19 protein-coding genes are annotated in these 21412 nt (G+C 66.8%); 9 read left to right on the plus strand and 10 right to left on the minus strand.

The window, feature by feature from the left end; all coding sequences use genetic code 11:
* Together AB7E35_RS01490 and parC are read left to right on the plus strand one after the other, a co-directional pair.
* Nucleotides 1–687, plus strand: a 687-nt coding sequence (locus AB7E35_RS01490; protein WP_428166936.1) for a lytic transglycosylase domain-containing protein, incomplete at its 5' end; no start/stop codon positions are given.
* The gene (parC, locus tag AB7E35_RS01495; protein ID WP_428166937.1) at nucleotides 684–3035 is read left to right on the plus strand and encodes a DNA topoisomerase IV subunit A; all 2352 of its coding nucleotides are present in this window, start codon (nucleotides 684–686) and stop codon (nucleotides 3033–3035) included. The genes AB7E35_RS01490 and parC, both read left to right, overlap by 4 nt.
* A gap of 99 nt (nucleotides 3036–3134) precedes the next feature.
* On the opposite strand, the gene AB7E35_RS01500 is transcribed toward parC, so the two are convergent.
* The 4 genes from AB7E35_RS01500 to AB7E35_RS01515 all read right to left on the minus strand — a co-directional run bounded on the left by AB7E35_RS01500 (nucleotide 3135) and on the right by AB7E35_RS01515 (nucleotide 5905).
* Complete coding sequence (locus AB7E35_RS01500) at nucleotides 3135–3593, minus strand: RidA family protein (RefSeq protein WP_428166938.1); 459 nt, start codon at nucleotides 3591–3593, stop codon at nucleotides 3135–3137.
* A 68-nt stretch (nucleotides 3594–3661) separates the two neighbouring features.
* The gene (locus AB7E35_RS01505; RefSeq protein WP_428162014.1) at nucleotides 3662–4036 is read right to left on the minus strand and encodes a DsrE family protein; all 375 of its coding nucleotides are present in this window, start codon (nucleotides 4034–4036) and stop codon (nucleotides 3662–3664) included.
* A 53-nt stretch (nucleotides 4037–4089) separates the two neighbouring features.
* The gene (locus AB7E35_RS01510) at nucleotides 4090–4449 is read right to left on the minus strand and encodes a DUF5368 domain-containing protein (RefSeq protein WP_428162013.1); all 360 of its coding nucleotides are present in this window, start codon (nucleotides 4447–4449) and stop codon (nucleotides 4090–4092) included.
* 76 nt (nucleotides 4450–4525) lie between these two features.
* The gene (locus tag AB7E35_RS01515; RefSeq protein WP_428162012.1) at nucleotides 4526–5905 is read right to left on the minus strand and encodes an NAD(P)/FAD-dependent oxidoreductase; all 1380 of its coding nucleotides are present in this window, start codon (nucleotides 5903–5905) and stop codon (nucleotides 4526–4528) included.
* Nucleotides 5906–5998: 93 nt separating this feature from the next.
* Between AB7E35_RS01515 and AB7E35_RS01520 the strand changes: the two genes are divergently transcribed.
* Both AB7E35_RS01520 and AB7E35_RS01525 read left to right on the plus strand, forming a co-directional pair.
* Nucleotides 5999–6310, plus strand: a complete 312-nt coding sequence (locus AB7E35_RS01520; protein WP_428162128.1) for an ArsR/SmtB family transcription factor — start codon at nucleotides 5999–6001, stop codon at nucleotides 6308–6310.
* A gap of 24 nt (nucleotides 6311–6334) precedes the next feature.
* Nucleotides 6335–8905, plus strand: coding sequence for a DNA internalization-related competence protein ComEC/Rec2 (locus AB7E35_RS01525; protein ID WP_428166939.1), 2571 nt, complete (start codon nucleotides 6335–6337; stop codon nucleotides 8903–8905).
* A 32-nt stretch (nucleotides 8906–8937) separates the two neighbouring features.
* On the opposite strand, the gene AB7E35_RS01530 is transcribed toward AB7E35_RS01525, so the two are convergent.
* Entirely contained in the window at nucleotides 8938–9207 is a 270-nt protein-coding gene (locus tag AB7E35_RS01530) for a VF530 family DNA-binding protein (protein ID WP_428162010.1), read from the minus strand.
* A gap of 138 nt (nucleotides 9208–9345) precedes the next feature.
* Here AB7E35_RS01530 and AB7E35_RS01535 point away from each other — a divergent pair, with 138 nt between their 5' ends.
* Nucleotides 9346–10782, plus strand: a complete 1437-nt coding sequence (locus tag AB7E35_RS01535; protein ID WP_428166940.1) for an NAD-dependent succinate-semialdehyde dehydrogenase — start codon at nucleotides 9346–9348, stop codon at nucleotides 10780–10782.
* 116 nt (nucleotides 10783–10898) lie between these two features.
* Here AB7E35_RS01535 and AB7E35_RS01540 read toward each other — a convergent pair whose 3' ends face one another.
* The 3 genes from AB7E35_RS01540 to AB7E35_RS01550 all read right to left on the minus strand — a co-directional run bounded on the left by AB7E35_RS01540 (nucleotide 10899) and on the right by AB7E35_RS01550 (nucleotide 14000).
* Nucleotides 10899–11798: a sulfurtransferase gene (locus AB7E35_RS01540; protein ID WP_428166941.1), complete on the minus strand. Its 900-nt coding sequence runs from the start codon at nucleotides 11796–11798 to the stop codon at nucleotides 10899–10901.
* Between the two features lie 60 nt (nucleotides 11799–11858).
* On the minus strand, nucleotides 11859–12770 hold the full coding sequence (locus tag AB7E35_RS01545; RefSeq protein ID WP_428162007.1) for a DMT family transporter: 912 nt from the start codon (nucleotides 12768–12770) through the stop codon (nucleotides 11859–11861).
* A gap of 90 nt (nucleotides 12771–12860) precedes the next feature.
* Nucleotides 12861–14000 carry an aromatic ring-hydroxylating oxygenase subunit alpha gene (locus AB7E35_RS01550; protein WP_428166942.1) on the minus strand — a complete coding sequence of 380 codons (1140 nt, stop codon included), beginning with the start codon at nucleotides 13998–14000 and terminating at the stop codon, nucleotides 12861–12863.
* Between the two features lie 307 nt (nucleotides 14001–14307).
* Between AB7E35_RS01550 and xseB the strand changes: the two genes are divergently transcribed.
* The 4 genes from xseB (at nucleotide 14308) to AB7E35_RS01570 (ending at nucleotide 18761) form a co-directional block, all read left to right on the plus strand.
* Nucleotides 14308–14550: an exodeoxyribonuclease VII small subunit gene (xseB, locus tag AB7E35_RS01555; protein WP_428162005.1), complete on the plus strand. Its 243-nt coding sequence runs from the start codon at nucleotides 14308–14310 to the stop codon at nucleotides 14548–14550.
* An 8-nt stretch (nucleotides 14551–14558) separates the two neighbouring features.
* Nucleotides 14559–15473: a polyprenyl synthetase family protein gene (locus tag AB7E35_RS01560; RefSeq protein WP_428162004.1), complete on the plus strand. Its 915-nt coding sequence runs from the start codon at nucleotides 14559–14561 to the stop codon at nucleotides 15471–15473.
* Nucleotides 15474–15577: 104 nt separating this feature from the next.
* A complete protein-coding gene (gene dxs, locus AB7E35_RS01565) occupies nucleotides 15578–17470 on the plus strand; it encodes a 1-deoxy-D-xylulose-5-phosphate synthase (RefSeq protein ID WP_428162003.1) in 1893 nt (630 codons plus the stop codon).
* Between the two features lie 208 nt (nucleotides 17471–17678).
* Nucleotides 17679–18761: a TRAP transporter substrate-binding protein gene (locus tag AB7E35_RS01570; RefSeq protein ID WP_428162002.1), complete on the plus strand. Its 1083-nt coding sequence runs from the start codon at nucleotides 17679–17681 to the stop codon at nucleotides 18759–18761.
* Nucleotides 18762–18921: 160 nt separating this feature from the next.
* Here AB7E35_RS01570 and AB7E35_RS01575 read toward each other — a convergent pair whose 3' ends face one another.
* Together AB7E35_RS01575 and AB7E35_RS01580 are read right to left on the minus strand one after the other, a co-directional pair.
* Entirely contained in the window at nucleotides 18922–20751 is a 1830-nt protein-coding gene (locus AB7E35_RS01575; protein ID WP_428166943.1) for a TRAP transporter large permease, read from the minus strand.
* A gap of 24 nt (nucleotides 20752–20775) precedes the next feature.
* On the minus strand, nucleotides 20776–21387 hold the full coding sequence (locus AB7E35_RS01580) for a TRAP transporter small permease subunit (RefSeq protein ID WP_428166944.1): 612 nt from the start codon (nucleotides 21385–21387) through the stop codon (nucleotides 20776–20778).
* Nucleotides 21388–21412: the final 25 nt, after the last annotated feature.

Raw genomic sequence — 21412 nt, forward strand, 5'->3', positions numbered from 1 at the left:
CGCGACATGGCCCTACCGCAACCTGCGCAGCCAGGTTTGCGTGCGCCCATGTCGTCGGCGTCAGGTGCGCGGCTACTGGCTTTTTTTGAGGTATCGCCGGGCTACAAGATTGCGCGCCAGCACCTGCGGGCCGCATCGGTTCGCCACGGCGTGGACTACGAGCTGCTGCAGGCCGTCATCGCCACCGAATCGGGCTTTGACGCGCAAGCCGTGTCGCCGCGCGGCGCCGTGGGGCTGATGCAGCTCATGCCTGCCACGGCCAGCCGCTTTGGCGTGGCAGGTGACGCGCGGCTCACTCTGGAGCAAAAACTGACCGACCCGGCCATCAACGTGGCCGCGGGCACGCGCTACCTGCGCTACCTCATGGATCTGTTCGAGGGCCGACTGGATCTGGCACTGGCCGCCTACAACGCGGGCGAGGGCGCGGTGCAACGCGCCGGCAACCGCATCCCGGCCTACCGCGAAACCCGCAACTACGTGCAAAGCGTGATGGGGCTGTATGCGCTGCTCAAGCCGCCAGCGCCCCTGCTGGAGCACCGCACCAGCACCGGCCGCACCGGCCGCGTGCGCATGGAGCTGCCAGCGGCGCCCCGTCCCCTCTCCGATGCCGGCGAAAGCGGCGTGCAGCCCGCACCGCCACTGCGCCTGGCCCGGCAGTTACTGACCGAGTCTTATCAGCCCGAATGAGCGACCAACCCACCCTCGACCTCTCCACCGCCGACGACGGCGACAGTCTGGCCCTGGCGCAATACGCCCAGCGTGCCTACCTTGAATATGCCCTGAGCGTCGTCAAGGGCAGGGCCCTGCCTGACGTGTGCGACGGACTCAAGCCCGTGCAGCGGCGCATTCTTTACGCCATGGACCGCATGGGCCTGGGCTACAGCGGCCCCAACCGCAACGTGGCGGCCAAGCCGGTGAAGAGCGCCCGCGTGGTGGGCGACGTGCTGGGCCGCTTTCACCCGCATGGCGACCAGTCGGCCTACGATGCGCTGGTGCGCCTGGCGCAGGACTTCAACCAGCGCTATCCGCTGATCGACGGTCAGGGCAACTTTGGCAGCCGCGACGGCGACGGCGCTGCGGCCATGCGCTACACCGAGGCGCGCCTGACCCGCATCGCCGGCCTGCTGCTCGACGAGATCGACATGGGCACGGTGGATTTCGTGCCCAACTACGACGGCAGCACCCAGGAGCCGCGCCAGCTGCCTGCGCGGCTGCCGTTCGCGCTGCTCAACGGCGCCAGCGGCATCGCGGTCGGCCTGGCCACCGAAATCCCCAGCCACAACCTGCGCGAGGTGGCCGACGCCTGCGTGGCCCTGATCAAAAAGCCGCAGCTAGAGGACGAGGAACTGTGTGCGCTGATCCCCGGCCCCGACTATCCCGGCGGCGGCCAGATCATCAGCAGTGACGCCGACATCCGCGACGCCTACCGCACGGGCCGCGGCAGCCTGAAGGTGCGTGCGCGCTGGAAGATCGAGGAGCTGGCGCGCGGCCAGTGGCAAATGGTGGTCACCGAGCTGCCGCCCGGCGTGAGCACACAGCGCGTGCTGGAAGAAATCGAAGAACTCACCAACCCCAAGGTCAAGACTGGCAAAAAAGCGCTCACGCAGGAGCAGACGCAACTGAAGGCCGCGCTGCTGGCGCTGCTGGACGGCGTGCGCGACGAGTCCAGCAAGGACGCGCCCGTGCGCCTGGTCATCGAGCCCAAGACCGGCAAGGTGCCGCAGCAAGACCTGATCACCGCGCTGCTGGCGCACACCAGCTTGGAGACTTCGGCGCCCATCAACCTGACCATGGTCGGGCTGGACGGCAAGCCGGTGCAAAAGTCGCTGCGCCAGATGCTGGAGGAGTGGATCGCCTTTCGCCAGACCACGATCACTCGGCGCAGCCAGCACCGGCTGGACAAGGTGCTGGACCGCATCCACATCCTCGAAGGCCGGCAACTGGTGCTGCTGAACATCGATGAGGTGATCGCCATCATCCGTCAGTCCGACGAGCCCAAGGCCGCGCTGATCGCGCGCTTTCACCTCACGGACCGGCAGGCCGAGGACATCCTGGAAATCCGCCTGCGCCAGCTGGCGCGGCTGGAGGCCATCAAGATCGAGCAAGAGCTCAAAGAGCTGCGCGAGGAGCAGGGCAAGCTCGAGGACATCCTCGCCAACCCCGCCTCGCTGCGCCGCCTGATGACCCGCGAGATCGAGGCAGATGCCAAACTGTTCGGCGACGCACGCCGCACGCTGATCCAGGCCGAAAAGAAGGCCGTGGCCGAGGTCAAGGTGCTGGACGAGCCCGTCACCGTCATCGTTTCCGACAAAGGCTGGGTGCGTGCGCGCCAGGGCCACGGGCACGAAGCCGGCAGCTTTGCCTTCAAGGCGGGCGACAGCCTGTATGGCACCTTTGAGTGCCGCACGGTGGACACGCTCATCGTCTTCGGTAGCAACGGGCGCGTGTATTCGGTGGCCGTGTCCAGCCTGCCGGGCGGGCGCGGCGATGGCCAGCCCATCACCACGCTGATCGACCTGGAGGCAGGCACGCAGCCGGTTCACTACTTTGCCGGCCCCGCCAGCGCCACGCTGCTGCTGGCGGGATCGGGCGGCTACGGCTTTTTGTCCACGGTGGAGCACATGACCGGGCGCAACCGCGGCGGCAAGGCGTTTGTCACGCTGGCCGAGGGCGAGCGCCTGTGCCGCCCCTCGCATGCGTCGGGCGCCAGCGCCAGCCAGGCGCTGGCGCCGGCCACGCATGTGTGCTGCGCATCCGTGGGCGGGCGCGTGCTGACGTTCGAGATCGCCGAGCTCAAGCGCATGGAAAAGGGCGGGCGTGGCCTGATGCTGATCGACCTGGAGCCCAAAGACGAGCTGGCAGGCGCCGCCGCCTACACGCGCAGCGTGCGCTTCACGGGCGTGGGCCGTGGCGGCAAACCGCGCGAGGAAACGCTGGAAATCCGCAGCCTGAACAACGCACGCGCCCTGCGCGGGCGCAAGGGCAAGGCGGCCGACCTGGGCTTCAAGCCATCCGACGTGCTGCGGGTGGAGTGACGGGCGGTACAAAAAGCACGGCTGCCGGCGCTCGTGTCGATGGGGCTGGAGGCATCACACGCTCCCGGGCACCGGCGATACGCTCGCAGCGGCAGGGGCTTAGCCGATCTCTGCGATCAGCTCAATCTCCACGCAGGCGCCCATGGGAATTTGCGCCACGCCAAAGGCGCTGCGCGCGTGCTTGCCCTTGTCGCCAAACACTTCACCCAGCAGCTCGCTGGCGCCATTGGTGACCAGGTGCTGCTCGGTGAAGTCGCTGGTGGAGTTGACCAGGCTCATCACCTTCACGATGCGCTGCACCCGGTTGAGGTCGCCGCCGCAGGCCGCCTGCAGCGTGCCCAGCAGGTCGATGGCTACGGCGCGGGCGGCTGCCTTGCCTTCCGCGGTGGTGAGGTCGCGGCCCAGCTGCGCAGCCCAGGGTTTGCCGTGCTTGCGGGCGATGTGGCCGCTCAGGAACACCAGGTTGCCGGTCTGCACATAAGGCACATAGGCCGCAGCGGGCACGGCCACGGGGGGCAGGGTGATGTCGAGTTCTTTTAGCTTGTCGTAAACACTCATGGCAGTCCTTGAAAACGATGACGGCCGCGCGGGCGTCGCGCGGCCGTCATGAGTGTTACACAAGCGGCTCAGGCCACTTGCAGCGAGCCTTTGGCGCCCATCAGCAGGTCAATCACGTCGGGTGCGGTGATGATCTCGGCGCGCGGATCCATCTGCGATGCTTCCAGGCCGTTGTGCACCATGCAGGACTTGCACACCGCCACGCGCCCGCCTTCTTGCAGAAAGTCGCGCAGCAGGTCGGCGGCGGGCTCGAAAGGCGCGCCGATGCTGATGCCGTCCGCAGCGCCGGGCACACCCAGGGCGACGCCCTCGGCCATCAGAATCAGGCAGACCGTGTGGCCCTTGCGCCGCGCGGCCAGCGCCATGGTCAGGGCCACGGTGGCCTTGTCGGGGTTGCCCTTGGCGTGGTAGAGCGTGGAGACAAAGTCGGCAGTGACTGGCATGGGGTGGGTTCCTTGATAGAGAGGGGGTGAACAAAACGAGGGTGTGGAGGGCATCAGGCCGACCGGGCGCGACCGCCCAGGCCCAGCCAGCCTGCAAGGGTGTAGGCCACGATGGTGGCGCCCACGGCGCCGAGCATGAAGACCAGGGCGATCAATACCCAGTCGGCTGGCCCGGCGGCGTCGGTGAAGCCCGAGGACGAGACACTGGCCATGATCCAAAGCGCCAGTGCCCCGCCGGGCACGGCCAGCAATTGCGCACCCACCAGCCGCTGCGCGCGCAGCCCGCGGTCACGCACCAGCAGCACTGCGAAGGCCAGCGTACCCAGCACTGCCACGGCCACCAGGGGCCACAGCCAGGCACCCAGCATTTCCTGGAAGACGGCCAGCAAGATGAGGGGGTCGAGTTCTTTCATGCGGAATTTCCTTTTAGCTATTGTTTAAATAGCGTTTGACGCTTTTTGGGTGGGCTTTTGTGCCGGATTCTGCTACTTAAGCAACGCCGCGTAGCATGCTGATGTAGGTGGGTTTGAGGGCCATGGTTTTCATGACCCAGCTCACCCACAGTTCTTCCAGCGGCGCGATCACGCCGGGGAACGAGGGCGTGAGATTGTTCTGGTAGTCAAATTCGACCAGCATGGCCTGGCCCAGCCGCGTGATCAGCGGGCACGAGGTGTAGCCCGTGTAGAGCGTGGACGACGAGCGTCCCGCGATCTGCGCCACCAGGTGATCGACAGCCACTGGCACCTGCCACTTCACGCTGGCAGCCGTCTTGCCCTTGGGCACGCCGGCAATATCGCCCAGGCCAAAGACGTTGGGGTAGCGCACATGGCGCAGCGTGCCCTTGTCCACCTCCATCCAGCCTTCTGCGGCCCAGGCCTTGTTCTTGTCAGCGGGCCAGGGCAGAGGACTGTTCCTGACGACCGCAGGCGCGCGCATGGGCGGAATGATGTGGATGAAGTCATAGGGCTGCTCTTCCGTCCCGTCCGGCGTGGCAAAGGTGGCCACGCGTTTGCCGGGATCGATGGCGCGCAGCACGCGGTCGTAGTTCACCGCGATGCCGCGCTCCTGGTAGAGCATCCGCACTTTTTCGGAGACGATGGGGACGCTGAACAGCACCTTGTTGTTGCTGTTGTAGATCACTTTGGACTTGCCGCGCGTGCCGCGGCGGGTGAGGTAGTCCTCGGTGAGGAAGGTGTATTTGAGCGGCGCGCCGGCGCACTTCATCTCGGTGGCCGGACGCAGGAACACGCCGCGCCCGCCCTGGTCGGCGAAGGCCGACATGGCCCGCCAGGTCGCTTCGGCCGCCTGTGGGCCGGCGTAGATGCTGCCCATGCCGTTCTGACCGATCAGGCGGATGTCCATGCCTTCGATCTCGGAATATTCCAGCTGCAAGCCGGTGGCGACGATCAGGAAGTCGTAGGGGTGGCGCGTGCCGCTGTCGGTCACCACCTGGTTGCCTTCCACGTCGAATTCGGCCACGTGCTCGGTTACCAGCTGCACGCCGGCGGGCACATAGTCGGCGGTGCGCGACACCACATAGCCCGCAGGCTTGATGCCCGCGCCCACCAGGGTGAAGCCGGGTTGGTAGTAATGTTCGGCGCGGGCGTCGATCAGCGTGATGCGTGCGCCATCCAGCGCCGCCGACAGGCGCGCGGCAGCCGCCAGGCCCGCCGCGCCCGCGCCGGCGATCACAATGCGTGCCTGGGTGGCGACCTTGGGCTGGGTGGCTGCCTGCGCTGGTGATGCCGCGTAGCCTGCCGCAGCCATGCCGCCCAGCGCGGTCAGGCCGGCCTGCAGGAAGGATCGCCGGTGGCCCGGGGCCTGCAGCAAGGAGTCGAGGATCTGGCTGTGTTCGGTGGAGGCAGGCATGGCGCGGATTCCCTTCAGAAGTTGTCTCTTTTTTTTAGATTAGCCTAAATTTAGTAAATAACGAAATTTACAAACACCATGCCAGCTGAAACCATGCTTCCCAGCACGCTCGCCCTGCAACAGCTGCAGGAAAGCGCCGTGCAGGCATCCGAACTGCTGCAGGCCGTGGGCAACCCCAGCCGCCTGCTGGTGCTGTGCCTGTTGATCGAGTACGGCGAGATGACCGTCGGAGCTCTCAATGAGGTGGTCGGCCTGAGCCCTTCGGCCTTGTCGCAGCACCTGGCCCGCATGCGCGAGGAAGGCCTGGTGACCTACCGCCGCGAAGCGCAGACGCTGCACTACCGCATTGATGATCCCAGAGTCATCAGGCTGATCGCTGCGCTGCGCGACATCTTCTGCCCCTGAGCAGCCCCGGCTCCGCCCGCAGCAATGGCACGCGTGAGCGCCCCGGCGTCTGCGCCCATCCTGCCGCGCACGGTCTGGCGCCTGCCTGCCGTGCTGACCGGCTGGCTGCTGGGCACGGCGCTGCAGCTGCAGCAAGCCGCGCTGTGGCCTTTGCCGGCCTATGCGGGCACGCTGGCACTGGCGCTGGCCGGCGCCTGGGTGGCTTGGCGGCAGCCTCACTGGCGCGCGCTGGCATGGCTGTTGGCGGCGGCTGCAGCCTTTGGCCTGTGCGGCTTGCGCGCCGGCGTGTTCCTGGCCGGGGCACTGGCGCCAACGCTGCAAGGGCAGGATCTGCGCGTGACTGGCGTGGTGGCCGCCATGCCGCAAGAGCGCGAAACCGGCCTGCGCCTGCGGCTGCAGGTGGAGTCCGCGCTGCTGCAGGGCGCCCCCGTGCGCGTGCCGCCGTTGATCGACCTGACCTGGTACGCGCGGGGTCAGCACGAAGGCGAGCTGACGCCGCCGCCCGCCGTGCGCGCGGGAGAGCGCTGGCGCCTGACCGTGCGCCTGAAGGCCCCGCACGGCGCGCGCAACCCGCATGGCTTTGACTATGAGCTGTGGCTGTGGGAGCAGGGCGTGCAGGCCACCGGCTACGTGCGCACCAGCGCGCGGCTGGACGCCCAGCACGGCCCGCCACAGCGGCTGGGCGCCACCTGGCGCCACCTTGTCGAGCAGCTGCGCCAGCGCGTGCGCGATGCCATCGCCCGCACGCTGGCCGACCCTGCCCACGGCGGCGCCCCGGATGCAGCCCGCCAGCGCGCTGCCGGCGTGGTGATGGCGCTGGTCACTGGCGACCAGCGCGCCATCGATCGGGCCGACTGGGACGTGTTCCGCGCCACGGGCGTGGCCCACCTGATGAGCATTTCGGGCCTGCATATCACGCTGTTTGCCTGGCTGACGGTTGCGGCGCTGGGCCGGGCCTGGCGCCTGTCGCCACGGCTGTGCCTGGCCGTGCCCGCGCCCACGGCAGCGCTGGCGGGCGGCGTGCTGCTGGCTGGCGCCTACGCTCTTTTCAGCGGCTGGGGTGTGCCTGCGCAGCGCACAGTGTGCATGCTGGCCACGGTGGCGCTGCTGCGCCTGTCGGGGCGGCACTGGCCCTGGCCGCAGGTGTGGCTGCTGGCCTGCGCGGTGGTGCTGGCGGCCGACCCCTGGGCCCTGCTGCAGCCGGGGTTCTGGCTGAGCTTTGTGGCCGTGGCGGTGCTGTTTGCTACTGATTCAGGAGCTGCTAGCGTACGTCCTGCGGGCGCAAGAGGCCATTTTTATGCACTGCTGCGCGAGCAGTGGGTGGTGACGCTGGCGCTGACGCCGCTCACGCTGCTGCTGTTCGGGCAGGTGTCCGTCGTGGGGTTGCTGGCCAATCTGGTGGCCATTCCGTGGACTACGCTGGTGGTCACGCCGCTGGCGCTGCTGGGCGTGCTGTGGGCGCCGCTGTGGCAGGCGGCGGCCTGGTGCGTGCAGGGTTTGTCGGTGCTGCTGCAGTGGCTGGCCGCCTGGCCCTGGGCGCAGATCAGCCTGCCTCTGGCGCCGCTGTGGGCGGGCGTGGCGGCCGTGGCCGGCGGCACGCTGCTGGCGCTGCGCTTGCCCTGGGGTGTGCGCGCCTTGGGCTTGCCGCTGCTGCTGCCCGCGCTGTGGTGGCAGCCGCCGCGCCCGCCGCCGGGGCAGTTTGAACTGCTGGCGGCCGACGTGGGCCAGGGCCAGGCCGTGCTGGTGCGCACCGCCCACCATGCGCTGCTGTACGACGCCGGCCCCCGCTACCACCAGGACAGCAACGCGGGCGAGCGCGTGCTGGTCCCCCTGCTGCGCGCTTTGGGCGAGCGGCTGGATCTGCTGGTGCTGAGCCACCGCGACAGCGACCACACCGGCGGCGCCGCAGCCGTGCTGGCGCAGCAACCCCAGGCGCAGCTGCTGGGCTCGATTGCGGCCGATCATGCGCTGCAGGCGCTGCGCCCGGTTCAGCCCTGCGCGGCGGGGCAGCGCTGGAGCTGGGACGGCGTGCACTTCGACGTGCTGCACCCGCCGCCGGCGCAGTCACCGCCTGCCACCGAAGGCGCGCCCGGCGGCAGTACAGCTTCATCCAGATACGGCGCCAACACCAACGCCACCAGCTGTGTGCTGCGCATTGCGGCGGCGGGTGCTTCCGCCAGTGAGGGCGAAAAAGGCAAGGTCGAGGAAGGCACTGGCGCAGGGGCAATAGCCCTGCTGGCGGGCGACATCGAACTGGCGCAGGAGCAGGCCCTGGTGGACGCCGGTGCGCCCCTGGCGGCAGATGTGCTGTTGGCGCCGCACCACGGCAGCAAGACCTCGTCCGGCCAGGCCTTTTTGCAGGCCGTGCAGCCGCGCATCGCTCTGGTGCAGGCGGGCTACCGCAACCGCTTCGGCCATCCCGCGCCCGAGGTGGCTGCGCGCTACCGCCGGCAAGGCAGCACACTGGTGCAGACGCCTGATTGCGGCGCGGTACGCTGGCAGTCGCACGCGCCCCATGCCGTGCACTGCGAGCGCCAGGCCGCGCAGCGCTACTGGCATTACCGCGCCGAGGTCACGCCTGCGTCGCAGCAGTAGTTGCGCCGGGCAAGCGCAATGCTGTGCAGGCGTTACCCGGCATTGCGCCGCTGCTCGCGCAGCATGAACAAGTACAGGCTTTCGACCTTGGCGCGCGCCCAGGGTGTTTTGCGTAAAAACCTGAGGCTGGAGGCAAGGCTGGGGTCGCTTTGAAAGCATCGCACCGGGATGCGGCTGGCCAGGCCATCCCAGCCAAAGTACTGCTGCAGCGCCACCACCATCGCCTCCAGCGTGACGCCGTGCAGCGGATTGCGAGGCTGCGGTGCGGGGGATGCGGGCGGGGTGCCTGGTTGATCTGTCATGGGCGGCGAGCATACGCGCATGCCTGCCCGGTGCCTTCGGGCCTTGCCCTCTATAGTGACGGTTGGCCGTCAGCGCTGCGCCTTGCTGGCCGCCTACGGCATCTGTCCTGTTTTGACATAACGACCTGGAGCATTGTGATGAGCTACCCCGACACACGCCTTTTCATCGACGGCCAGTGGCAAGACGCCGCCAGCGGCAAAACGCTGCCGGTCGTCAACCCTGCCACGGGCCAGCAGATCGGCCGGGTGGCGCACGCGGGCATTGCCGACCTGGACCGCGCCCTGGCCGCGGCGCAAAAAGGCTTTGAGGTCTGGCGCGATACGCCGGCACTTGAGCGCGCACGCACCATGCGCCGCGCCGCTGCGCTGATGCGCGAGCGTGCCGATGCCATTGCCGCCGTCCTCACGCAGGAGCAGGGCAAGCCCCTGGCCGAGGCGCGCATCGAGGCCCTGGCCGCGGCCGACATCATCGAGTGGTTTGCCGACGAGGGCATGCGCGTCTATGGCCGCATCGTGCCGTCCCGCAGCCTGGCCGTGCGCCAGCTGGTGGTCAAAGACCCTGTGGGCGTGGTGGCAGCATTCACGCCCTGGAACTTTCCCATCAACCAGGTGGTGCGCAAGCTGGGCGCGGCGCTGGCCGCGGGCTGCGCGGTGCTGGTCAAGGCGCCCGAGGAAACGCCCGCCAGCCCGGCCGAGCTGATCCGCGCGTTTGCCGATGCGGGCGTGCCTGCCGGCGTGGTGGGCCTGGTGTTTGGCAACCCTGCCGAAATCTCCAGCTACCTGATTCCGCACCCTATCGTGCGCAAGGTCACCTTCACCGGCTCCACGCCGGTGGGCAAGCAGCTGGCCGCGCTGGCAGGCCAGCACATGAAGCGCGTGACCATGGAGCTGGGCGGCCACGCGCCGGTGATCGTGTGCGAGGACGCCGACATCGAGCTGGCCGTCAAGGCCTCTGCGGGCGCCAAGTTCCGCAACGCCGGGCAGGTGTGCATCTCGCCCACGCGCTTTCTGGTGCATGAGAGCGTGCGCGCCGACTTCGTGGCCGCGCTTACGCGCCATGCCGAGGGTCTGAAGGTGGGCGACGGCCTGCTGGAAGGCACGCAGATGGGCCCGCTGGCCAACCCGCGCCGCGTGGCTGCCATGGCCGACTTGCTGGGCGACGCCGTGCAGCAAGGCGCCAGCGTGCGCACCGGCGGCGAGCGCATCGGCAGCGTGGGCAACTTTTTCACGCCCACGGTGCTGGACGACGTGCCCCAGTCGGCGCGCATCTTCAACGAAGAGCCCTTCGGCCCCGTGGCGGCGGTGCGCGGCTTTACGCAGCTCGAAGACGCCATTGCCGAATCCAACCGCCTGGCGTTTGGGCTGGCGGGCTATGCGTTCACGCGGTCGCTGAAAAACGCCCATGTGCTGAGCCAGCGCGTGGAGGTGGGCATGCTGTGGATCAACCAGCCCGCCACGCCGTCGGCCGAGCTGCCGTTTGGCGGCATCAAGGATTCGGGCTACGGCTCCGAGGGCGGCCCCGAGGCATTGGAAGCCTGCCTGAACACGCGCGCGATCTCGATCACGAATGTGTAAATTTGCTACAAATAAAGTAGCTGTTGGCGCTTTATTTACAAGGGCTAGAGGCAAAAAAGCCGGTGAACTACACCGGCTTTTTTGTGGGTGGTAGCCGCTTAACTCAGACGCCTCACTCAGCCGCGCGCCACGGGCCGAGAGGGGTCGCTGCACCATTCGCTCCAGCTGCCGGCAAACAGTGCCGTGGGCCCCAGGCCGGCAACCTCCATGGCCAGCAGGTTGGGGATGGCACTCACGCCGCTGCCGCAGTGGTGCACCACGGTGGCGGGGTTGCGCCCTTGCAGCACGGCGGTGAATTCGGTGCGCAGCTGGTCGGCACTCTTGAAGCAGCCGTCGGCGCCCAGGTTGTCGCTGAAGGGGCGGTTGAGCGCGCCGGGGATGTGGCCGGCCACCGGGTCCAGCGGCTCCACCTCGCCGCGGTAGCGCGGTGCGCCGCGTGCGTCGATGAGAGTCTGCGCGCTGTGGCCCAGGGCGTCATGCACCTGCTGCACGCTGACCAGGCGGCGCAGTGGCTTGCGCAGCACGAAGTTGGACGCGAAATGCGTGGCCTCGTCGCCGCTGGACAGCGCACCGCCCGCCGCCTGCCAGGCTTGAAGCCCGCCGTCGAGCACGGCCACGGCGTCGTGACCCGCCCATTGCAGCATCCACCACAGGCGACCGCAGTAATTGGCGCCGTTGCGGTCATACACCACGGCCTGCATGTCGTTGGAAAAGCCGACGCCCGACAGCCATGTGGCAAAGCGCTCGCGGCTGGGCAGCGGGTGGCGTCCGCCCGATGCGGGCAGGTCTGCCGCCGATGTCATCACCGTGCCATGAGCGCCGGGCGCTCCGTGCCGTGCGCTCAGGTGCCGATCCAGGTCGGCGTGCAGCGCGCCGGGGATGTGGGCCTCGCGGTACTGGCTGGCACCCAGAGTGGGCTGGGCCAGGTCGAAGCTGCAGTCAAACACCATCAAAGGCTGGCCGCTGCGCATGAGGGCTTGCAGTTGCGGGACGGAGATCAGCGTGGTGTAGGGCATGGCGGGGAGATGGGCAGTTGGATCAGGCGCCATTGTGGCGGTGTTGCCCGCGCTGCAGTGTCAGTGCTCCTCGGCGGGTGTGCGTGGCGCCGTGCGGGCGCGCAGCACGGTGGCGGTGATGCCGCTGCCCACGATCAGCGCCATGCCGGCCCAGGCGATCAGCGGCAGCCGGTCGCCAAACAGCGCCACGCTGTAGATGCTGGCAAAGACGATGCCCGAATACTGCAGATTGGCCACTACCAGCGTGCCGCGCTGTGTCTTGGCGCTGGCGTAGGCACGCGTCATGCACAGCTGTCCGCCGGTGGCAAACAGGCCCAGCGGCAGCAGCCACAGGGCCGGCAGGCCCGGCCAGGGTGATGCGCCCACCACCAGCATGGCCGCCGCGCCCGCCACGGCGGAGCCCACGGCAAAGAAAAACACGGTGCGCGTTTCGGGCTCGCCCACGCGCGACAGCGCCACCACCTGCATGTAGGCGAAGGCCGATGCCATGCCCGAGAGCAGGCCGACGAGGCCGGCAAACATCTGGTTGTGATCCAGGCTGGGGCGCAGCATCATGACCACGCCGGCAAACCCGGCCAGCACGGTCAGCACCAGCGGGCCTTGCAGTGCAGGGCGCGGCGTGGCCGCCGAGGGACGCCAGGCCAGCAGTGCGCCGCCGACAAAAAATGCGGCGATCCATACGCTGCTCATGTAGTTGAGCGTCATGGCCGTGGCCAGGGGCAGCTGGCCAATCGCATAAAACCAGGCGCCCAGCGCCGACACGCCAATCAGGCTGCGCCAGGCGTGCATGCCGGGGTAGCGGGTGCTCAGGCTCACCTGCTGGGAGCGCGCCAGCAGCCAGGTCAGCACCAGGCCGATCAGGCCGCGGTAGAACACCAGTTCAGCGGCATTGAAGTGCGCCGAGGCGAGCTTGATGCACACGCCCATGCTGGCAAACAAAAAGGCGCCCAGCACCATCCAGAGGGCTTGCATGTCGTAAGGGGAAGGTTGAAGTGAAAATAGCTGCCGGCGCTTGCGTTACAAGCGCCGGCAGCTATTGTAATGAGAGCGGTACAGGTCTGCTCAGCGTTGCGGCACGGCCGTGCCCATGCGGGCGCGGTACCACTCGTGGAAGTGCTGCATGCCGTCCTCCATGGGGCTCTGGTAGGGGCCGACTTCGTTGTCGCCGCGCTCCATCAGCGCCTTGCGCCCGGCGTCCATGCGTTCGGCGATTTCGTCGTCTTCGATGCAGGTTTCCATGTAGGCGGCGCGCTGCGCCTCGACAAATTCGCGCTCGAAGGCCCAGATTTCTTCGGGGTAGTAGAACTCCACCATGTTCAGCGTCCTGGTCGGGCTGATGGGGTGCAGGGTGGAGACGGTGAGCACATGCGGGTACCACTCCACCATGATGTGCGGGTAGTAGGTCAGCCAGATCGCGCCGCGCTCGGGCAGCTTGCCGCCCTGGTAGCGCAGCAGCACCTCGTGCCACTTCTTGTACACGTCGGAGCCCGGTTTGCCGAAGGTGGAGGCCACGCCCACGGTCTGCACGGAATACTCCTTGGCGAACTCCCACCGCAGGTCGTCACAGGTGACGAAGTTGCCCAGCCCGGGGTGGAAGGGGCCGACGTGGTAGTCCTCCAGATAGACCTCGATGAAGGTCTTCCAGTTGTAGTTGCACTCGTGCAACTCAACATGGTCGAGCACAAAGCCGTCAAAAGACAGTTCGCGCTGCAGGCCCATGCCAGCCAGGTCGGCGGCGATGTCGCGGCCGTTGTCCTCGAACAGAAGGCCGTTGTGCTCGCGCAGCTTGTAGTTGTTGAGGTTCAGGCAGGGGTCGTGCGCGAAGTGCGGCGCGCCCAGCAGCTCGCCGCTGCTGGAATACGTCCAGCGGTGAATCGGGCACACGATGTTGCCGCCCGCATGTCCCTTGCCCTGCGTGCGCAGGTTGCCACGGCCCTTGAGCATCACCGCCTGGCGGTGGCGGCAGATGTTGGAGACCAGCTCCACCTGCCCCTGGGCGTTGCGCACCAGCGCGCGGCCTTCCTTTTCCTGGGGCAGGGCGAAGTAATCTCCCACCTCGGGAACGGCGAGTTGGTGCCCCACGTAGCGGGGCCCTTGCTGGAAGATGGCCTCCAGCTCGCGCTGCAACAGCGCCTCGTCAAAGTAACTGGAAACTGGTAGTTGGCTTGCGGCCTGCTGCAGTTGAAGACTTAAATCAGACATGGGTGACCTGACCTAAAGACTCCCCACAGGGAGGTGCGTGTATGCACGGGGCTGTAAAAAACGAAACCGGCCCGAGGAAAAACTCTGTAGCCGGTTCGTCAAGAAGGAATGGGATTGTAGGCGGTGGGGTTATTTCCGTGACAGTTGTATGTGTATTGCCTGATCGTGCTTCACGTGCCGGGTCCTGCCGCGCGGATCTGTGTGCTGGTCGCGGGGCGGGCGGGCTGCAGCCCTGCCCGTGCTGTGGCGATGCCCCATGCGCCTAAAATTGCCGGTTTCGACTTGCGCGCCAGGCGCCCTACCACCCATGCCCAAGGCATCCGCCGCCCCCACACCCCAGCCCGATCCTGTCAGCTACGAAGCGGCGCTGGAAGAGCTTGAGCAGCTGGTGGGCCGTATCGAGTCCGGGCAGTTGCCGCTGGACCAGATGCTGGCCGGTTACCAGCGCGGCGCGGTACTGCTCAATTTTTGCCGCGCACGGCTGGAGGCGGTGCAGGACCAGATCAAAGTGCTCGACGAAGGCGCGCTGCAGCCGTGGGCGCAGGAATGATGCCCGCCATGTCGGCCGCGCCCGTGTCTGAGGCCACGCCCGGGTTTGACTTCCAGGGCTGGATGCGCGCCGAGCTGGCGCGGGTGGAGGATGCCCTGTCGCGCTGGGTGTGCCACGACGCACCGGCCGGTCTGGGCGAGGCCATGCGCTATGCGGTGCTGGACGGCGGCAAGCGCCTGCGCCCGCTGCTGGTACTGGCCGCCTGCCAGGCCGTGGGAGGGCAGCCCGAGGCGGCCTTGCGTGCCGCCTGCGCGGTGGAGCTGATCCACGCCTACTCGCTGGTGCATGACGACATGCCCTGCATGGACAACGACGTGATGCGTCGCGGCAAGCCCACGGTGCATGTGCGTTTTGGCGAGGCCCGCGCGCTGCTGGCGGGCGATGCGCTGCAGGCGCTGGCCTTTGAGCTGCTCACGCCCGATGACGGCGTGGCCCCCGCCATGCAGGCGCAGCTGTGCCGCGAGCTGGCCCGGGCCGCCGGTGCTGACGGTATGGCCGGCGGGCAGGCCATCGATCTGGCCAGCGTGGGCTTGCAGCTGTCGGAAGACCAGTTGCGCCAGATGCACCGCCTCAAGACCGGCGCGCTGCTGCAGGCCAGCGTGGTGATGGGCGCGGCCTGTGGCCAGCCGTCAGAGGCTGCGCTACGGGCGCTGACCGACTACGGGGCGGCGATGGGGCTGGCTTTCCAGGTGGTCGATGATGTGCTGGATGTCACCCAGGATTCGGCCACGCTGGGCAAGACCGCCGGCAAGGATGCTGCCAGTGACAAGCCCACCTATGTCTCGCTGATGGGGCTGCAGGCTGCCCGGGCCTATGCCGATGCGCTGCATGCCCAGGCGCTGCAGGCACTGGCGGCCAGCGGCTTGACGGACGCGCGGGCCCTGGCGGCGTTGGCTGACATGGTGGTGCGCCGGTCGCATTGATGACGGTCCCAGGGCTGCGCAGGGCGGGGCGGGTGCTTTTTATGTGTCAAACTGGCCTGATGCGCTTGTTTATCAAGCGCTGGAAGCTACAAAAAATATAGCAAATGTCCATGACAAACTATCCACTGCTTGAGCGCGTGAACGACCCCGCTGACCTTCGCCGGCTGCCCCGTGCCGAACTCAAGACCCTGGCAGCCGAACTGCGCGCTTTCGTGCTGGAGAGCGTCTCCAGGACCGGCGGGCACCTGTCGTCCAACCTGGGCACGGTGGAGCTGACCGTGGCGCTGCATGCCGTGTTCGACACCCCGCGTGACCGGCTGGTGTGGGACGTGGGCCACCAGACCTACCCGCACAAGATATTGACCGGCCGGCGCGAGCGCATGCCCACGCTGCGCCAGCTGGGCGGCCTGTCGGGCTTTCCGCAGCGCGCCGAGAGCGAATACGACACCTTCGGCACGGCGCACTCGTCCACCAGCATCTCGGCGGCGCTTGGCATGGCGCTGGCGGCCAAGCAAAAAGGCGATGACCGCCGGGCCATCGCCATCATTGGCGATGGCGCCATGACCGCCGGCATGGCCTTCGAGGCGCTGAACAACGCCGGCGTGGCCGACGCGGATTTGCTGGTCATCCTGAACGACAACGACATGAGCATCAGCCCGCCCGTGGGCGCGCTGAACCGCTACCTGGCGCAGCTGATGAGCGGGCAGTTCTACGCCAAGGCGCGCGACGTGGGCAAGAGTGTGCTCAAGAATGCGCCGCCGCTGCTGGAGCTGGCCAAGCGCCTGGAGCAGCAGGCCAAGGGCATGGTGGTGCCGGCCACGCTGTTCGAGAAGTTTGGCTTCAACTACATCGGGCCGATCGACGGGCACGACCTGGACTCGCTCATCCCCACGCTGGAGAACATCAAGGGCCTGAAAGGGCCGCAATTCCTGCATGTGGTCACCAAAAAGGGCCAGGGCTACAAGCTGGCCGAGGCCGACCCCGTGGCCTACCACGGCCCGGGCAAGTTCGACCCGCGCGTGGGCCTGGTCAAGCCGGCCACGCCGCCCAAGCAGACCTTCACCCAGGTGTTCGGACAGTGGCTGTGCGACATGGCGGACAAGGACACGCGCCTGGTGGGCATCACGCCTGCCATGCGTGAAGGCTCGGGCATGGTCGAGTTCCACCAGCGCTTTCCCGACCGCTACTACGACGTGGGCATTGCCGAGCAGCATGCCGTCACCTTTGCCGCAGGCATGGCCTGCGAGGGCGTGAAGCCCGTGGTGGCGATCTACTCCACCTTTTTGCAGCGTGCCTACGACCAGCTGATCCACGACGTGGCTTTGCAAAACCTGCCCGTGGTGTTTGCGCTGGACCGCGCGGGGCTGGTGGGGGCCGACGGCGCCACGCACGCGGGCGCCTACGACATCGCCTTCGTGCGCTGCATCCCCCACATGAGCATGGCCTGCCCGGCAGACGAGCGCGAATGCCGCCAACTGCTCACCACCGCCTACGAGCAGGATCACCCCGTGGCCGTGCGCTACCCGCGCGGCGCTGGCGTGGGCGTAGCGCCACTGCCGGGCCTGGAGGGGCTGCCCTTCGGCAAGGGCGAGGTGCGCCGCACGGGGCAGCGAATTGCCATCCTGGCTTTCGGCACGCTGCTGTATCCGGCGCTGCAGGCGGCCCAGGCGCTGGATGCCACGGTGGTCAACATGCGCTGGGTCAAGCCGCTGGATCTTGCGCTGCTGCTGCAGGTGGCAGCGGGGCATGAGGCGCTGGTGACGGTGGAAGAGGGCTGCATCATGGGCGGTGCGGGCAGCGCCGTGGCCGAGGCGCTGGCGGCCGCCGGACTGCAGCGTCCGTTGCTGCAGTTGGGCCTGCCGGATGTGTTCATCGAGCATGGCGACCCGGCCAAATTGCTGGCTCTGCAGGGGCTGGATGCCGCGGGTATCGAGCGCTCGATCACCGAGCGTTTTGGCCAGCAGGTGCGCGGGCAGCAGGCGCGGGCCGCCGCCTAGGATCGAAAACGCGCCTCGAGGGCGATGGACGCCACGAAACCGCGGTGCCTGCAACGCCGGGCTGCACGCATGCTGGCGCTCTCAGTGCAACCCCGGTGGCCACGCCGGCACCCGGATTTTTACAATCGTTGACCTGTCTTTGTTGTGGCCCGGCGGGGCGTACACTCGAACAGGTTATTTTTGCTTCATCACTTCGGAGAATTTGCCCATGGATCGTCGCTCAATCATCAAGCAGGCCGGTTTGGCTGGTGTGCTCGCCGCCGGTGTTGCACCCGCAGTTCATGCCCAGGCCGCCGTTCGCTGGCGCCTCGCCTCCAGCTTCCCCAAGTCGCTGGACACGATCTTTGGCAGCGCAGAAAAAATGTCCCAGCTGGTCAAGGCCATGTCGGGCGGCAAGTTTGAAATCTCGGTGCACCCCGCTGGCGAGCTGATGCCTGCTTTTGGCGTGGTGGATGCGCTGCAGGGCGACACCATCGACATGGCGCAGACGGCCGCTTACTACTTCACCGGCAAGGATCCCGTCTTTGCCTTCAGCTGCGCCGTGCCCTTTGGCCTGACTACGCTGCAAATGGCTGCCTGGAAGGACTACGGCAACGGCCGCAAGTACCTGGATGCTTTCTTCGAGAAATACAACTTCAAGACCGCCAGCGCCGGCAACACCACCACCCAGATGGGTGGCTGGTATCGCAAGGAAATCAAGACCGTGGCCGACCTCAAGGGCCTGAAGATGCGCCTGGGCGGCGGCGTGTTCGGCGAAGCCATGGCCAAGCTGGGCGTGGTGTCGCAGAACATGCCGGCTGGTGACGTGTACCAGGCGCTGGAAAAGGGCACGCTGGACGCCGTGGAGTTCGTCGGCCCCTATGACGATGAAAAGCTGGGCTTCAACAAGGTGGCGCCTTATTACTACTACCCGGGCTGGTGGGAAGGTTCTGCCGACCTGGAGTTCTTCATCAACATCAAGAAGTACAACGCCCTGTCGGCAGAGAACAAGGCCATCCTGGACGCCGCCACCCGCGTGGCCGCTGCCGACATGACTTCCAAGTACCAGGTCTTCAACCCACGCGCCATCAAGAACCTGGTGGCCAACAAGACGCAGCTCAGGGCGTTCCCCAAGGCCATCATGGACGCTGGCTTCAAGGCCTCGATGGAAGTGTTTGCCGAGCACGAGGCCAAGTCGCCCGAGTTCAAGAAGATCCACCAGGACATGCGTGCTTTCCAGCGCGACCAGATTCTGTGGAACCGCTTCTCGGAGTTCCCGTTCAACCAGTACATGAACGGCGTGAAGATCTGATAGCGCAGCAGGCCGCCCGCAAGGCGGCCGCCGTCGGCCCTCTGGCCATCCCACAAGCCGCAGTTTCTGCGGCTTTTTTGTTGCCTGCTCCGCTTGTTGCGGCCAAGAAAAAGCCCCGGTGAACCGGGGCTTTCAGGGCAAGGCGAAGGCGCGCGGACGTTTATTTGTTGCCCGTGCCCAGGGCGTCTTGCAACGCCTTGGCGGGGTCGTCAGAGCCATAACCCCCGTCATCCGGTGCGGATGCGCCGTCTGCGGGTGCCGGCTGTGCACCTTCGGCAGGCTGGGTGGCGAAGGGGTCGTTGGTCGCAGCGCCGTAGCCCTGTTCTTTGTAGCCCTGCTCGTTTTTCAGCGCATCCATCATCTGTGCGCCTACGGCTTCCATGTTCACTTCCACCTTCTTATCCAGGCTGCCTGTCACCAGCGATGGGAAGGCGATCAGCATGCTGACCATGATGAGCTGGATGAGCACGAAGGGAATCGCGCCTTTGTAGATCTGCATGGTGGTCACGGGCTGGATCACCTTGTGCGTCACGCGGTCCACGTAAGGCTTGTCCGGGGCCACCGAGCGCAGGAAGAACAGGGCGAAGCCGAAGGGCGGGTGCATGAACGAGGTTTGCATGTTCATGGCCAGCAGCACGCCGAACCAGATCAGGTCGATGCCCAGCTTGTCGGCAACAGGCCCCAGCAGCGGCACGACGATGAAGGACAGCTCGAAATAGTCGAGGAAGAACGCCAGGAAGAAGATCATGAGGTTCACCACGATCAGAAAGCCGATTTGGCCGCCGGGCAGGCTGGCCAGCAGGTGTTCCACCCACTTCGGGCCGTCGGCTGCCTGGAACACCAGGCTGAAGGTGGTGGCGCCGATCATGATGAACATCACGAAGCTGGCCAGACGTGTAGTGGCGCCCAGTGCCTGCTTGAGCAAAGGCATGTCCAGCCGCTTGCGCGCAAAACCCAGAACCAGCGCTGCCATGGCACCCATGGCGCCACCCTCGGTGGGCGTAGCAATGCCCAGAAAGATGGTGCCCAGCACCAGGAAAATCAGCAGCAGTGGCGGGATCAGCACAAAAGTCACGCGCTCGGCCAGGCGCGACAGCAGGCCCAGCTTCAGCACGCGGTTGATGCTGGCGATCACGAAGGCGATGAAGGTGCCGCCGCACATGGCAGTGACGACTTTCTCGTCCGTCGGCACGTCCAGCACTTCGGTGCCAGTCCACCAGGTGTGCACGTCGGCCATGTGGGTGGCCAGGAAAATGGATGCGGCCGTGGAGATCGCCATCACCACGGCCAGCGAGGTGTAGCCCCAGCCGCCGTCGTCTTCCCGATAGACGCGTGCCTCGGGCGGCAGTGCAGGAACGGACTGGGGTTTGAAGATGGCCAGGATGACCACCCACAGCACATACAGACCCACCAGCATGAAGGCGGGCACGAAGGCGCCCTTGTACATCTCGCCTACGCTGCGGCCGAGCTGGTCGGCCATCAAGATCAGCACCAGCGAGGGCGGAATGATCTGGGCCAGCGTGCCGGATGCGGCAATCACGCCGCTGGCCAGGCGCCGGTCATAGCCGTAGCGCAGCATGATGGGCAGCGAGATCAGGCCCATCGAGATGACCGACGCGGCCACCACGCCCGTGGTGGCCGCCAGCAGCGCGCCCACGAAGATCACGGCCAGCGCCAGGCCGCCGCGCATCGGGCCGAACACCTGGCCCACGGTATCCAGCAAGTCCTCGGCCATGCCGCTGCGTTCCATGATCAAGCCCATCAGGGTGAAGAACGGAACCGCCAGCAGCGTATCGTTGGCCATGATGCCAATCAGGCGCTGGGGCAGCCAGGCTATTACCGACGAGGGGAAAACGCCCATCTCGATCCCCAGCAGGCCAAACAGCAGGCCGCAAGCGCCCAGGCTGAAGGCGACGGGAAAACCCAGCAGCAGAAAAATGATCAACCCCCCGAACATGATGGGGGCGAAGTTGGTAGCGATGAATTCCATGAGAGATGCGCTCCTGCGGGTTATTCAATGAGGTGCCGCAGTGGCGGGCTTTTTGGCTTCTTCGGCGGCACGCAGCGCCTCCATCAGTTCTTCTTCGGCGCTCTTGTCCACCAGCTTGCCCATGGGGTCGGGGCCCTTGCCGGCCAGGAAGGCAATGCGCTTGATGAGCTCGGACCAGCCCTGCAGCATCAGCAGCGTGATGCCCACCGGAATGGCCGCCCAGACAGGCCAGCGGATCAGGCCGCCGGGGTTGCCCGACATTTCAGCGGACTGGTACTTTTGAATGAGCTCGGGCATGGACAGCACCAGGATGGTGATGCACAGCGGCGTCAGGAAGAAAGCAAAGCCGATGATGTCGATCCACACTTGGGCTTTTTTGGACAGGCGGCTGTTGAGTACGTCGATGCGCACGTGCTCACGGTGCAGCAAGGTGTAGCCCGCGGCGATCAGAAAAGACCAGGCAAACAGATACCACTGCACTTCGAGGAAAGCATTGGAGCTGGTGTCGAACGCCTTGCGCACGATGGCATTGGCGGCACTGATGAAGGTCGCGGCAAAGATGAGCCAGATGGAATATTTGCCGACGAACGCGTTAAGCCTGTCGATGGCACGCGACAGTGAAAGTAAAGCCTGCATGGAGTCTCCAAGAAGAGGGCTGGTT

Source organism: Diaphorobacter sp. (assembly GCF_050251835.1).
GTDB lineage: Bacteria > Pseudomonadota > Gammaproteobacteria > Burkholderiales > Burkholderiaceae_C > JBFXIE01.